Consider the following 12,686-nt stretch of genomic DNA (forward strand, 5'->3'; position numbering starts at 1 on the left):
CCGGGGGTCCTTCGACAGCAGCGCGTCGAGCACCGAGTCGCTGATCGCGTCACAGATCTTGTCCGGATGGCCCTCAGTGACCGACTCCGAAGTGAACAGCCTGCGGCTGCCAGTCTCGCTCACGACATACCCCACATCAGTTGCCAGTTGTCCAGGACAACAGTACTGAAAGGGCCCCGAAAAAAGCTCAGCGGCCGCGAAGTTCGACCACGGCGTCCCAGACTTCGGTCGCCAGTTGAGCCTTCGAGCCCAGCGCGATGGGGCGTTCGGTCCCGTCCGCGGCGAGCAGCCAGCCCTGGTTGTCCTCCATCTCGAACGCCTTGCCCTCGCCGACGGCGTTGACCACGAGCAGGTCGCAGCCCTTGCGGGCGAGTTTCGCGCGGGCGTGGGAGAGCACGTCGGCCCCGGTGTCGCCGGTCTCGGCGGCGAACCCGACGATGACCTGGGCCGACGCTGGTTCGCGGCGGCGCGCGGAGACCAGTTCGGCGAGGACGTCGGCGTTGCGGGTCAGCGCGATCGGGTCGGGGTCGCGGTCGGTTTTCTTGATCTTGAACTCGGCCGAGGCGGTGGGCCGGAAGTCGGCGACGGCGGCGGCCATGACCACCACGTCGGCGTCCGCGGCCGCCTTGTGCACCGCGTCGCGCAGCTCGGCGGCCGTGCCGACCTTGACCACGTCCACGCCCGCAGGCTCGGGCAGCGCGAGGGTGTGCGCGGAGACCAGCGTCACCCGGGCGCCGCGCTGCACGGCGGTGCGGGCCAGCGCGTAGCCCTGCTTGCCCGACGAGCGGTTGCCCAGGTAGCGCACCGGGTCCAGCGGCTCGCGGGTGCCGCCAGCGGAGACCACCACGTGCACGCCTTCGAGGTCGCGCGGCAGCGCGTCGGGCCGCTGGAGCAGCAGCCGGGCCAGGTCGACGATCTCGGCCGGGTCGGCGAGCCTGCCCTTGCCGGTGTCGGCTCCGGTGAGCCTGCCGCTGGCTGGCTCGGCCACCACGACGCCGCGCGCGCGCAGCGTGGCGACATTGGCCTGGGTGGCGGCGTGCTCCCACATCTCGGTGTGCATGGCCGGGGCCATGAGCACCGGGCAGCGCGCGGTGAGCAGGGTGTTGGTCAGCAGGTCGTCGGCCAGGCCGTGGGCCGCCTTGGCGAGCAGGTCGGCGGTGGCGGGAACCACCAGAACCAGGTCCGCCTCCTGCCCGAGGCGCACGTGCGGCACCTCGGGCACGTCGGAGAAGACCCCGGTGTGGACCTTGTTGCCCGACAGCGCCTCGAAGGTGGCCGCGCCGACGAAGCGCAGAGCGGCGTCGGTCGGGGCCACCCGCACCTCGTGACCGGACTCGGTCAGCCTGCGCAGAACCTCACAGGCCTTGTAGGCAGCGATGCCGCCGCCCACGCCCAGAACGACGCGAGGACGCGAGGTCACTCGCCCTCGGTGTGCTCAAGCAGGCCGGAGTGGATCTCGCGCAGGGCGATGGACAGCGGCTTCTCGCGCGGGCCGGGCTCCACCAGGGGGCCGACGTACTCCAGCAGGCCCTCGCCGAGCTGGGCGTAGTAGTCGTTGATCTGACGGGCGCGCTTGGCCGCGTAGATCACCAGGGCGTACTTCGAGCTGACCTTTTCGAGCAAGTCGTCGATCGGGGGGTTGGTGATGCCTTCGAGGGTGGTCGTCGGCTCACCCAGTGCGCTCAGCTCGGTAGGGGTGATCACTCGCAACGCTCCAGCTGGTTAGGTGTGTTCCGGAAGTACCAAGGTTAGCAACTCCGCGGCCGCGGTCCGCACATCGGCGTTCACCACGACCACGTCGAACTCCGCCTCGGCGGCCAGTTCGTCCTTCGCCACGGCGAGGCGGCGGGCCACCACGGCGTCGTCCTCGGTGCCGCGCCCGACCAGCCGGGACACCAGCGCGTCCCAGGACGGCGGCACCAGCATGACCAGCTGGGCCTCGGGCATCACGCGGCGCACCTGGCGCGCGCCCTGCAACTCGATCTCCAGGACGGCGGGCCTGCCTTGCGCGAGCGCGGCCTCGACCGGTCCGCGCGGGGTGCCGTAGCAGTTGCCCGCATAAGCCGCGTGCTCAAGCAGTTCGCCTGCCTCGACCATCCGGTCGAACTCGGCGCGGTCGATGAAGTGGTAGTGCGCGCCGTCGATCTCGCCCGGCCGGGGCGCCCGGGTGGTCACCGAGACGCTGAAGTAGATGTCGGGGTGCAGCCTGCGCAGTTCGGCGACCACGCTGGACTTGCCGACCCCCGACGGGCCGGACACGACTGTGAGCCGGGACCGGACAGCGACGCCCGATCCCGACTCACGGCCGCTCAACTTCGCATTCACTCGCCGCTGAACTCGGCGAGCAAGGCCTTGCGCTGACGGTCGCCGAGCCCGCGCAGGCGCCTGCTTGGGGCGATCTCCAGGCGCTCGATGATCTGCTGGGCACGCACCTTGCCGACGCCCGGCAAGGCCTCCAGCAGAGCGGTGACCTTCATCTTGCCCAGGACCTCGTCATTGTCAGACTGGGCCAGCACGTCCTTGAGGGTGGTGCCGCCTCGCTTCAGGCGCTCCTTGAGCTCGGCTCGGGCGCGACGGGCGGCAGCCGCCTTCTCCAGCGCTGCGGCCCGCTGCTCCTCGGTCAGCTGGGGAAGGGCCACGATTTCCTCCGTGGGGGTGGGATTTCTGCGGATCGGTGCCGCGACGTTACCGACCCCTGGCCTGCGAGGACAACGCGGGGGCAGCGTGCGCGCTGCGTGACCAGCGATCCAAAGTTGATCAACAACGCGTGACCGGCGACGCTGTGACCTGCGGCGATGCGCACCCCTATCGATCCAGATGGGCTGTGACGCTGTGCGATCGGATGCCCGGCGGAGGCGAAAGTGTCGCGTCCGCCACTCCCTGAGCACCCCCGAACACACCCGGTCAGCCTAAGGCCCCTACCTGCGCAGACGCGGAACGGACGCGCGGAAGCCCCGGAAGCCCCGCTTCGGGCTTCCGGGGACGCGCTTCCCTAGCGGTGGTTCAGCGAGCGGCGGCCGCCAAGACGTCGCGAACCCGCAGCGCCGCCGAGCGCAGCGCGACGGGGTCCGGACCGTGCCGCAGCACGTCGCGGGAGCTCGTGGGCAGGACGTGGCGCGGGTCGGGGCCGAACAGCCGGGCCAGCTCGGCGGCGCCCGCGCCCTGGGCGCCGACGCCGGGGGCCAGGATGGGCCCGTTGAGCCGCGACAGGTCGACCCCGGTCTCCCCGATGGTGGCCCCGACGACCAAGCCCACGCCGCCCAGCGGCGCGGCGCCCGCGTTGCGGTCGGCCGCGGCGTCCACGACCGCCTGCGCCACGCTGCGGCCGTCCGCCACCGCCCGCTGCACGCTCGCGCCCTCGGGGTTGGAGGTCAGCGCGAGCACGAACACCCCACGCCCGGTGCGCTCGGCCTCGTCCAGCGCGGGCGCGAGCGAGCCGAACCCGAGATACGGCGAGAGGGTCACCGCGTCCGCGGCCAGCGGGGAGCCCTCGGCCAGGTACGCCTGGGCGTAGGCGGCCATGGTCGAGCCGATGTCGCCGCGCTTGACGTCGAGCAGCACCAGCGCGCCCGCCGCCCGCGACTCGGCGATCACCCGCTCCAGGACAGCCACGCCCTTCGAGCCGTGCGCCTCGAAGAACGCCGACTGCGGCTTGAGGACCGAGACCTCGCCCGCCAGCGCCTCGACGCAGGTGAGCGCGAACCGCTCCAGGCCCACCGCGTCCCGGGACAGGCCCCAGGCGTCGAGCAGGCCGGGGTGCGGGTCGATGCCGACGCACAGGGAGCCGCGCGCGGCGACCGCCTCGGCCAGCCGCGCGCCGAACGCAGCCCTCACGCGTCCGCCCCGGACTGCCCAGCCTGCTCGGACTGCCTAGCCTTGCCCGCGAGCAGCGCGGCCTGCAACGCCTGCAAGGGCCGCACGCCGATGTCGTCGCGGATGAGCGCCTCGATGCCGTGCACCGCCGCCGCCGCGCCCTGGATCGTGGTCACGCACGGGATGTCCCGGGAGACCGCGGCCGTGCGGATCTCGTAGCCGTCCACCCGGGGCCCGTGGTTGCCGTACGGGGTGTTGATGACCATGTCGACCCCGCCGTCGCGGATCAGGTCCACGACGTTCTCCGCGCCCTCGAAGTGCTTGCGCACCACCGTGCACGGAATCCCGTTGCGGCGCAGCACTTCCGCGGTGCCGGACGTCGCCAGCACCTCGAAGCCCAGGTCGGCCAGGCGCTTCACCGGGAACACCATCGCGCGCTTGTCCCGGTTTGCGACCGAGACGAACACCCGCCCGCCGACCGGGAGCGAGCCGTAGGAGGCGGTCTGCGACTTGGCGAACGCCTTGCCGAAGGAGGCGTCGATGCCCATGACCTCGCCGGTGGACTTCATCTCCGGGCCCAGCAGCGAGTCGACGCCGTGGCCGTCCGGGGTGCGGAAGCGGTGGAAGGGCAGCACGGCCTCCTTCACCGCGACCGGCGAACCGTCGGGCAGTTCCGCGCCGTCGCCGTCGGCGGGCAGCATCCCCTCGGCGCGCAGGTCGGCGATGGTCGCGCCGAGCATGATCCGGGCCGCCGCCTTCGCCAGCGGCGCCGCGGTCGCCTTGGAGACGAACGGGACCGTGCGGCTGGCGCGCGGGTTGGCCTCCAGGACGTAGAGCACGTCGTCCTTGAGCGCGTACTGCACGTTGAGCAGGCCGCGCACGCCGACGCCCTTGGCGATGGCCTCGGTGGAACGGCGCACGGCCTCCAGGTCGGTGCGGCCCAGGGTGATCGGCGGCAGCGCGCACGCCGAGTCGCCGGAGTGGATGCCCGCCTCCTCGATGTGCTCCATGACGCCGCCCAGGTAGACCTCTTCGCCGTCGCAGAGCGCGTCGACGTCGATCTCGATGGCGTCGTCGAGGAACCGGTCGACCAGCACCGGGTGCTCCGGGCTGACCTCGGTGGCCCGGTCGATGTACCCGGCCAGGGTCTCCTCGTCGTAGACGATCTCCATGCCGCGCCCGCCGAGCACGTAGGACGGGCGGACCAGCACCGGGTAGCCGATCTCGTCGGCGATGCGCTTGGCGCCCGCGAACGAGGTCGCGGTGCCGTACTTGGGCGCGGGCAGGCCCGCCGCGGTCAGCATCTCGCCGAACGCGCCCCGGTCCTCTGCCATGTGGATCGCCTCGGGCGAGGTGCCCACGATCGGCACGCCCACATCGGCGAGCCGCTGCGCGAGGCCGAGCGGGGTCTGCCCGCCGAGCTGCACGACGACGCCCGCGACCGTGCCGGAAAGCTGCTCGGAGTGCACGACCTCCAGCACGTCCTCGAAGGTGAGCGGCTCGAAGTAGAGCCGGTCGGAGGTGTCGTAGTCGGTGGAGACCGTCTCCGGGTTGCAGTTGACCATCACGGTCTCGTACCCGGCCTCGCGCAGCGCCATCGCGGCGTGCACGCAGGAGTAGTCGAACTCGATGCCCTGCCCGATCCGGTTCGGGCCAGAGCCCAGGATCAGCACCTTGGGCCGGTCGTGCTGGGGCAGCACCTCGGTCTCGGCGTCGGGGTCGAGCTCGTAGGCCGAGTAGTGGTACGGGGTGAGCGCGGCGAACTCGGCGGCGCAGGTGTCGACGGTCTTGAACACCGGCCGCACGCCCAGGCGGTGGCGCAGGCTGCGCACGCCGTCCTCGCCCGCCAGTTCCGGGCGCAGCGCGGCGATCTGGCGGTCGGAGAAGCCCGAGCGCTTCGCCCGCCGCAGCAGCGGCTCGTCCAGCACCGGGGCGCTCTCGACCTCGCGGCGCAGCTCGACCAGGGACGCGATCTGGTCGATGAACCACGGATCGATCCCGGACGCCTGGTGGGCCTCGTGGACGGTCGCGCCCATCCGCAGCGCGCGCTCCAGGGTGTAGAGCCTGCCGTCGTGCGGGACGCGCAGCGCGTCCAGAGTGGACTCCAGGCTCATCACCTCGGGGTCGGGGGTGGTCCAGAACCCGGTCGCCTTGGTCTCCATCGACCGCAGCGCCTTGCCCAGCGCCTCCACGAAGTTGCGGCCGATCGACATGGCCTCGCCGACGCTCTTCATCGTCGTGGTGAGCGTCGGGTCGGCGCCGGGGAACTTCTCGAAGGCGAACCGGGGCACCTTGACGACCACGTAGTCCAAGGTCGGCTCGAACGAGGCCGGGGTCTCGCCGGTGATGTCGTTGCGGATCTCGTCCAAGGTGTAGCCGATGGCCAGCTTCGCGGCGATCTTGGCGATCGGGAACCCGGTGGCCTTCGACGCCAGCGCGCTCGACCGCGACACCCGGGGGTTCATCTCGATGACGACCATGCGGCCGGTCTTCGGGTGGATCGCGAACTGGATGTTGCAGCCGCCGGTGTCGACGCCGACCGCGCGCAGCACGTCGATGCCGACGTCGCGCATGTGCTGGAACTCGCGGTCGGTCAGGGTCATCGCCGGGGCGACGGTCACCGAGTCGCCGGTGTGCACGCCCATCGGGTCGATGTTCTCAATGGAGCAGATGACCACCACGTTGTCGTGCCGGTCGCGCATCAGCTCAAGCTCGTACTCCTTCCAGCCGAGCACGCTCTCCTCGATGAGCACCTCGGTGACCGGGCTCTCGGCGAGCCCGGTGGACGCCAGCCGCTCCAGCTGCTCGTGGGTGTAGGCCAGGCCGGAGCCGAGGCCGCCCATGGTGAACGAGGGCCGGATCACGACCGGCAGCCCCAGCTCGGCGACGGTCTCGCGCACCTCCGCCATCGTGTGGCACACCCGGCTGCGCGGGGTCTCCCCGCCGATCTCGGCGACGATGTCCTTGAACTTCTGCCGGTCCTCGCCACGCTGGATCGCCTCGATGTCGGCGCCGATCAGCTCGACCCCGTACTTCTCCAACACCCCGCGCTCGTGCAGCGCCACGGCGGTGTTCAGCGCCGTCTGCCCGCCCAGCGTCGCCAGAATCGAGTCCACCGGATTCCCGGCGTCCCGCTCGGCCGCGATGACCTTCTCCACGAACTCGGCCGTGATCGGCTCGATGTAGGTGGCGTCGGCGAACTCCGGGTCGGTCATGATCGTCGCCGGGTTGGAGTTGACCAGGCTGACCCGCAGCCCCTCCTCCCGCAGCACCCGGCACGCCTGCGTGCCGGAGTAGTCGAACTCGCAGGCCTGGCCGATCACGATCGGGCCGGACCCGATCACCAGCACGTGCTGGATGTCGTCGCGCTTGGGCATCAGCGACCGCCCTCCATCAGGGTCACGAACTGGTCGAACAGGTTTGCGGCGTCGTGTGGGCCCGCGGCGGCCTCGGGGTGGTACTGCACGGAGAAGGCGGGGACGTCGAGGGCGCGGACGCCTTCGACGCAGCCGTCGTTGGGGCAGTAGTGGCTCACCGTGGCGGGGCCGTAGGGGGTGTCGAAGTCGGCGCCGGGCTCGCCTTCGATGGCGAAGCCGTGGTTCTGGGAGGTGATCGCGACCGAGCCGGTGGCGACGTCGATCACCGGGATGTTGATGCCGCGGTGGCCGTAGCGCAGCTTGTAGGTGCCCAGGCCCAGCGCGCGGCCGAGGATCTGGTTGCCGAAGCAGATGCCGAACAGCGGGATGCGCCGCTCCAGCACCGCCTTGGTCAGCTCGACCGGGTGGTCGGCGGTGGCCGGGTCGCCGGGGCCGTTGGACAGGAAGACGCCGTCTGCCTCGACGGCCAGCAGGTCGTCCAGGGTGACGGTGGCGGGCAGCACGTGGGTCTCGATGCCGCGGGCGGCCATCATGCGCGGGGTGTTGGACTTGATGCCCAGGTCCAGCGCGGCCACCCGGAAGCGGCGCTCGCCCTGCGCGGGCACCACGTACGACTCGGCCGCGGTGACCTCGCCCGCGAGGTCGGCGCCCAGCATCCGGGGGCTTTCCAGCACGCGGGAGACCATCGCCTCGGTGTCGGTCAGCGCGTCGCCGGAGAACACCCCGGCGCGCATCGCGCCGCGCTCACGCAGGTGGCGAGTCAGCGAGCGGGTGTCGACGCCGCTGATCCCGACGACCCCCTGGGAGACCAGCGCGTCGTCAAGGGACCGGGTGGAGCGCCAGTTCGACGCGATCCGGGCGGGATCGCGAACCACGTAGCCGGAGACCCAGACGCGGCTGGACTCGTCGTCCTCGTCGTTCCAACCGGTGTTGCCGATCTGCGGGGCCGTGGCCACCACGATCTGCCGGTGGTAGGAGGGGTCGGTCAGCGTTTCCTGGTAGCCGGTCATGGCGGTGCAGAACACCACCTCGCCGAAGGTCTCGCCGGTGGCGCCGAACGCCTCGCCGCGGAAAACCCGGCCGTCTTCGAGGACCAGCGCCGCGGCTGTCCGTGTGCTCGTCTTACTCACCGTCTCGTACCTCCGGCGTGAGAGCGCGCAGCGCGGGCACCCACGAGTCGTAGTCGTCCTTGTCGTCGGCGCGGAAGCCGGTGTCGAACTCGTGGCCGCCGATCGCCCAGCGCACCACCAGCAGCCCGTCGCGGCCCATCACCTTCCCGGCGATCCCGGCCTCGGTGCGCGCAGCCCGCACCGACTCGGCCGGAATCCACACCGGACTCGCTCCCGTGCGGTCGAACAGCAGCCCCTCGCGCAGCAGGTGCGCGGTCGCGTCCGCGCGGAAGCCGAGGTCGCCCACCGCGACCCGGTCCTGCCAGCTCGCGTCGGTGACCGTGCTGGCGTAGACGCCCGTGCTGGGCGGCAGCAGCGTCTCGGCGGTGCCCGCGCGGACCCCGGCCAGCACCGTCTCCGGCGCGGCGGGGAACGCGGGCAGCACCGCGGCCTGGCGGCGGGCGCGGTTGCGGTAGCCCCACCACATCAGCAGGACCAGCAGCACGAACACCGCGGCGAACAGCGCGGTAAGACCAAGGCGGTTCATCGGCCCACCTTCCCGTCCCGGGCCGTGACGGCGCCGCGCAGCAGCGTCGCCACGACCACGCCGGGTAGCTCCATGCCCTCGTAGGGGGTGTTGGCCGCGATGCTGGCCAGGTCGGCGCCGCGCACGGTCCAGCGGCCCGCCGGGTCGACCAGGGTCAGGGTGGCTGGCTCGCCCACCGCGATGGGACGGCCCTGGTCGGGCAGGCCCGCGATCTCAGCTGGCCTCTCGCTCATCACCCGCGCCACCCCGCGCCAGTCGAGCAGCCCGGGATTGACCATGGTCTCGACCACGATCGGCAGCGCGGTCTGCAACCCCAGCATCCCGGGCCGGGCCGCGGACCACTCGCAGTCCTTGTCCTGGCTCGCGTGCGGGGCGTGGTCGGTGGCCACGCAGTCGAGCGTCCCCTCGGCCAGCGCGGCGCGCAGGGCCTTGGCGTCGGTCGAGGTGCGCAGCGGCGGGTTGACCTTGTTCACCGGGTCGTAGGTGGTCAGGCGCTCGTCATCGAGCAGCAGGTGGTGCGGGGTGACCTCGGCCGACACCCGGGTGCCCCGGCCCTTGGCCCAGCGCAGCACCTCCGCTGTGCCCTCAGTCGACACGTGGCACACGTGCAGCCGGGCGCCGACGTGCAGCGCCAGCAGGCAGTCGCGGGCCACGATCGACTCCTCGGCCACCGCGGGCCAGCCCGCCAGCCCCAGCCGCGCGGCCAGCTCACCCTCGTGGGCCTGGGCGCCGACGGTCAGCCGGGGCTCCTCGGCGTGCTGGGCGATCACCGCGTCCAGGGCCTTGGTGTACTCCAGCGCGCGGCGCATGATCAGCGGGTCGGCGACGCAGAGTCCGTCGTCGGAGAACACCCGGACCCGCGCCGCGGAGCGCGCCATCGTGCCGAGCTCGGCGAGCTTCTCGCCCTTGAGCCCGACCGTGACCGCGCCGACCGGGTGCACGTCGACCAGGCCGACCTCCCGGCCGCGCCGCCACACGTGCTCCACGATCACCGCGTTGTCGGCCACCGGGTCGGTGTTGGCCATGGCGAACACAGCCGTGTAGCCGCCCAGTGCCGCGGCCCGCGACCCGGTCTCGATGGTCTCGGTGTCCTCGCGGCCCGGTTCGCGCAGGTGGGTGTGCAGGTCGACAAAACCGGGCAGCGCCACCAGTCCCCCGGCGTCGACCACCTCGGCCCCATCGGCGTCGAGCCGGGCGCCGATCTCGGCGATCACGCCGTCGCGGACCGCGATGTCGACCGGCTCGCCCTCCCCGTAGGGACACGCCCCTCGGATGACCAACGAACTCATGCGGCCACCTCGCCACACCGTGACTCGCTCGCACCGGCCGCCGCGTGGGATCGGCGGCTTCGCTCGCGAACGCGCTGTGTCGATGATCCGCTCGCAAGCTCGCTCATGAACCGTCCTCTTCTCCGGCCAACAGGTGGTACAGCACGGCCATCCGCACGTGGACCCCGTTGGCGACCTGCTCGGTGATCGCCGCCCTCGGCGAGTCGGCGACCGCGGCGGCGATCTCCATCCCGCGCAGCATCGGGCCCGGGTGCAGCACGACCGCGTGCTTGGGCAGCATCCGCGCGCGCGCCTCGCCGAGCCCGTAGGCGATCGCGTACTCCCGCGCGGACGGGAAGAACCCGCCGTGCATGCGCTCGGCCTGCACGCGCAGCATCATCACCGCGTCCAGCGTCGGCAACTCGGGGTCGAGCTCGTGGGAGACCCGCAGCGACCCGGCCGCGCCCACCGGCCAGTCGGCGACGCCCACCGGCAGCAGCGTGGGCGGCGCGACGAGCACCACCTCCGCGCCCAGCGAGGTGAGCAGGTGCACGTTGGAGCGGGCGACCCGGCTGTGCAGCACGTCGCCGACGATGGCCACCCGCCTGCCGTCGATGCCGCCGAGCCGGTCGCGCAGGGTCGCCGCGTCGAGCAGCGCCTGCGTGGGGTGCTCGTGGGTGCCGTCACCGGCGTTGACCACGCTGGTGCCCGCCGGGGCGAGCCAGCCCGCGATCCGGTGGGCGGCGCCGGAAGCGGGGTGCCGCACGATCACGCAGTCCGCGCCCGCCGCGGCCAGGGTCAGCGCGGTGTCGCGAAGGGACTCGCCCTTGCTCACCGACGACCCGCCAGCGGAGACGTTCACCACGTCCGCGCTCATCCACTTTCCGGCGATCTCGAAGGAAACCCGGGTGCGGGTGGAGTTCTCGTAGAACATCGTGATCACCGTGCGGCCGCGCAGGGTGGGCAGCTTGCGCACCTCGCGGCCGAGCAGTGTCCGCTTGAGACCGTCCGCGGTGTCCAAGATGGCCAGTGCGGTGGCCGGGTCCAGACCTTCGGCGCTGAGCAGGTGCCTCATGCCCGCTCACCGGCCCGGCGCAGCAGGACGGCGTCGCGGCCGTCGGTCTCCTCGAACAGGACGTTGACCTCCTCGGCGCGCGCGGTGGGCACGTTCTTGCCCACGTAGTCGGCGCGGATGGGCAGTTCGCGGTGGCCCCGGTCGACCAGCACCGCAAGCTGCACGGCCCGGGGACGGCCCGCGTCGCGCAGGGCGTCGAGGGCGGCGCGGATGGTGCGGCCGGAGAACAGCACGTCGTCGACCAGGATGACCAGCGCGTCCTCGATGCCGCCTCGCGGCAGGGCGGTCGCGCCGAGCGGCCGGGTGGGCTTGCGGCGCAAATCGTCGCGGTACAGCGTCACGTCGAGGGTTCCCACGGGAACATCGATGTCGCTGAACTCCGCGATCCTGGCCGCCAAACGGGCCGCGAGCGGCGCCCCCCGGGTGGGGATGCCGAGCAACACGACCGGGCTCGCGCCGGACGCGCCGAGCGAAGTTTTCTCGATGACCTGATGGGCCATTCGGGCGATGGTGCGCGCGACGTCACCAGCCGAGAGCAGCTCCCGCTGCCCCGCCGGTTCCGGCGCGCCACGATCTCGGGGCGGCACGGCAGACTCCTTCCCCGCCTCACTGGACGGGCCTTAAAGGTGTCGATCGACCCTCTGACCTGGGGTCGACCCGACCGTATCAGGCCGGGGAGACCCACCGACCGGGTGGTCTGGCAGGTTTCCCCCGGGTGCCGCAGTCGAACCAGCTTGACCTGGTGACAACTCTGGGTAACCATTACTCTGCGTGTTGATTTGAAGCTACCCGCGGCAGTCCTTAGCGCCGTCGGGGCGAACGAACGGAGAACCGCCGCATGGGCGACTACGCCAAGGCGCTAGGGGCCAAGCTCCGCGCCATCCGCCAGCAGCAGGGGCTGTCGCTGCACGGCGTCGAGCAGAAGTCCGGTGGCCGCTGGAAGGCCGTCGTGGTCGGCTCTTACGAGCGCGGCGACCGCGCCGTCACGGTCCAGAAACTGGCCGAACTCGCGGACTTCTACGGCGTGCCGGTGGTGGAACTCCTGCCCGAGGGCCGCGTTCCGTCCGGAGCCGAGCCCGCCACCAAGATCGTGATCAACCTGGAGCGGCTGCAACAGCTGCCAGCGGAGAAAGTCGGCCCGCTGGCGCGCTACGCGGCCACCATCCAGAGCCAGCGTGGTGACTACAACGGCAAGGTGCTCTCCATCCGGACGGAGGACCTGCGCTCGCTGGCGATCATCTACGACATGACTCCGGGGGAGCTGACTGAGCAGCTCATCGACTGGGGGGTGCTGCCCCCGGAGGCGCGGCCGTCCAAGGAAGACTAGGTTGGCTGGCGAGACACCCGACCGCGCAGACGGGGATGCTGCGCAGTCGGGTGTTCGTGCTGTCTGGGCTTCTTGGCTTGGGTGGGGTTGCTCGATGGGGTGGAGTGGTTTCTTTGGGGCCCCTACGAAGGAAGATCCCGTCGTGGGAAAGACGGGTGGGGAGCCTTCGG

13 protein-coding genes are annotated in these 12,686 nt (G+C 71.8%); 1 reads left to right on the forward strand and 12 read right to left on the reverse strand.

Annotated features, from left to right (window positions below; all coding sequences use genetic code 11):
- The 12 genes from ACZ6SD_RS32180 to pyrR form a co-directional block, all read right to left on the reverse strand.
- Nucleotides 1-123, reverse strand: a 123-nt coding sequence (locus tag ACZ6SD_RS32180) for an S-adenosylmethionine synthetase N-terminal domain-containing protein (protein WP_465320805.1), incomplete at its 3' end; no start/stop codon positions are given.
- 64 nt (nt 124-187) lie between these two features.
- Nucleotides 188-1,420 carry a bifunctional phosphopantothenoylcysteine decarboxylase/phosphopantothenate--cysteine ligase CoaBC gene (coaBC, locus tag ACZ6SD_RS32185; RefSeq protein WP_465320796.1) on the reverse strand — a complete coding sequence of 411 codons (1,233 nt, stop codon included), beginning with the start codon at nt 1,418-1,420 and terminating at the stop codon, nt 188-190.
- Nucleotides 1,417-1,704, reverse strand: coding sequence for a DNA-directed RNA polymerase subunit omega (rpoZ, locus tag ACZ6SD_RS32190; RefSeq protein ID WP_175482751.1), 288 nt, complete (start codon nt 1,702-1,704; stop codon nt 1,417-1,419). Before rpoZ ends, coaBC begins: the two co-directional genes overlap by 4 nt.
- Before the next feature lie 18 nt (nt 1,705-1,722).
- Nucleotides 1,723-2,313: a guanylate kinase gene (gmk, locus tag ACZ6SD_RS32195; RefSeq protein WP_465320797.1), complete on the reverse strand. Its 591-nt coding sequence runs from the start codon at nt 2,311-2,313 to the stop codon at nt 1,723-1,725.
- An 8-nt stretch (nt 2,314-2,321) separates the two neighbouring features.
- Nucleotides 2,322-2,639, reverse strand: coding sequence for an integration host factor, actinobacterial type (mihF, locus tag ACZ6SD_RS32200; RefSeq protein ID WP_018686179.1), 318 nt, complete (start codon nt 2,637-2,639; stop codon nt 2,322-2,324).
- A 364-nt stretch (nt 2,640-3,003) separates the two neighbouring features.
- The gene (pyrF, locus tag ACZ6SD_RS32205) at nt 3,004-3,834 is read right to left on the reverse strand and encodes an orotidine-5'-phosphate decarboxylase (protein ID WP_465320798.1); all 831 of its coding nucleotides are present in this window, start codon (nt 3,832-3,834) and stop codon (nt 3,004-3,006) included.
- Nucleotides 3,831-7,190: a carbamoyl-phosphate synthase large subunit gene (carB, locus tag ACZ6SD_RS32210; protein ID WP_465320799.1), complete on the reverse strand. Its 3,360-nt coding sequence runs from the start codon at nt 7,188-7,190 to the stop codon at nt 3,831-3,833. Before carB ends, pyrF begins: the two co-directional genes overlap by 4 nt.
- Complete coding sequence (gene carA / locus ACZ6SD_RS32215; protein ID WP_465320800.1) at nt 7,190-8,320, reverse strand: glutamine-hydrolyzing carbamoyl-phosphate synthase small subunit; 1,131 nt, start codon at nt 8,318-8,320, stop codon at nt 7,190-7,192. The genes carB and carA overlap by 1 nt, the downstream gene beginning before the upstream one ends.
- Nucleotides 8,313-8,846, reverse strand: a complete 534-nt coding sequence (locus ACZ6SD_RS32220) for a PH-like domain-containing protein (RefSeq protein ID WP_465320801.1) — start codon at nt 8,844-8,846, stop codon at nt 8,313-8,315. The genes carA and ACZ6SD_RS32220 overlap by 8 nt, the downstream gene beginning before the upstream one ends.
- Nucleotides 8,843-10,135, reverse strand: coding sequence for a dihydroorotase (locus ACZ6SD_RS32225; RefSeq protein WP_465320802.1), 1,293 nt, complete (start codon nt 10,133-10,135; stop codon nt 8,843-8,845). The genes ACZ6SD_RS32220 and ACZ6SD_RS32225 overlap by 4 nt, the downstream gene beginning before the upstream one ends.
- 103 nt (nt 10,136-10,238) lie before the next feature.
- Nucleotides 10,239-11,189 (reverse strand): aspartate carbamoyltransferase catalytic subunit, encoded by a 951-nt coding sequence (locus tag ACZ6SD_RS32230; RefSeq protein WP_465320803.1) that lies wholly within the window; start codon nt 11,187-11,189, stop codon nt 10,239-10,241.
- A complete protein-coding gene (pyrR, locus tag ACZ6SD_RS32235; RefSeq protein ID WP_465320804.1) occupies nt 11,186-11,776 on the reverse strand; it encodes a bifunctional pyr operon transcriptional regulator/uracil phosphoribosyltransferase PyrR in 591 nt (196 codons plus the stop codon). Before pyrR ends, ACZ6SD_RS32230 begins: the two co-directional genes overlap by 4 nt.
- A 251-nt stretch (nt 11,777-12,027) precedes the next feature.
- Here pyrR and bldD point away from each other — a divergent pair, with 251 nt between their 5' ends.
- Nucleotides 12,028-12,516, forward strand: coding sequence for a transcriptional regulator BldD (gene bldD / locus ACZ6SD_RS32240; protein ID WP_018686187.1), 489 nt, complete (start codon nt 12,028-12,030; stop codon nt 12,514-12,516).
- The last annotated feature ends 170 nt before the right edge of the window (nt 12,517-12,686 follow it).

Source organism: Actinokineospora sp. NPDC051303, assembly GCF_055586285.1.

Bases quoted from the DNA above. Each gene is read 5' to 3' on its own strand.
- carB (WP_465320799.1), bottom strand. From the start codon at position 7,190: ATGCCCAAGCGCGACGACATCCAGCACGTGCTGGTGATCGGGTCCGGC.
- ACZ6SD_RS32220 (WP_465320801.1), bottom strand. From the start codon at position 8,846: ATGAACCGCCTTGGTCTTACCGCGCTGTTCGCCGCGGTGTTCGTGCTG.
- ACZ6SD_RS32225 (WP_465320802.1), bottom strand. From the start codon at position 10,135: ATGAGTTCGTTGGTCATCCGAGGGGCGTGTCCCTACGGGGAGGGCGAG.
- ACZ6SD_RS32230 (WP_465320803.1), bottom strand. From the start codon at position 11,189: ATGAGGCACCTGCTCAGCGCCGAAGGTCTGGACCCGGCCACCGCACTG.
- bldD (WP_018686187.1), top strand. From the start codon at position 12,028: ATGGGCGACTACGCCAAGGCGCTAGGGGCCAAGCTCCGCGCCATCCGC.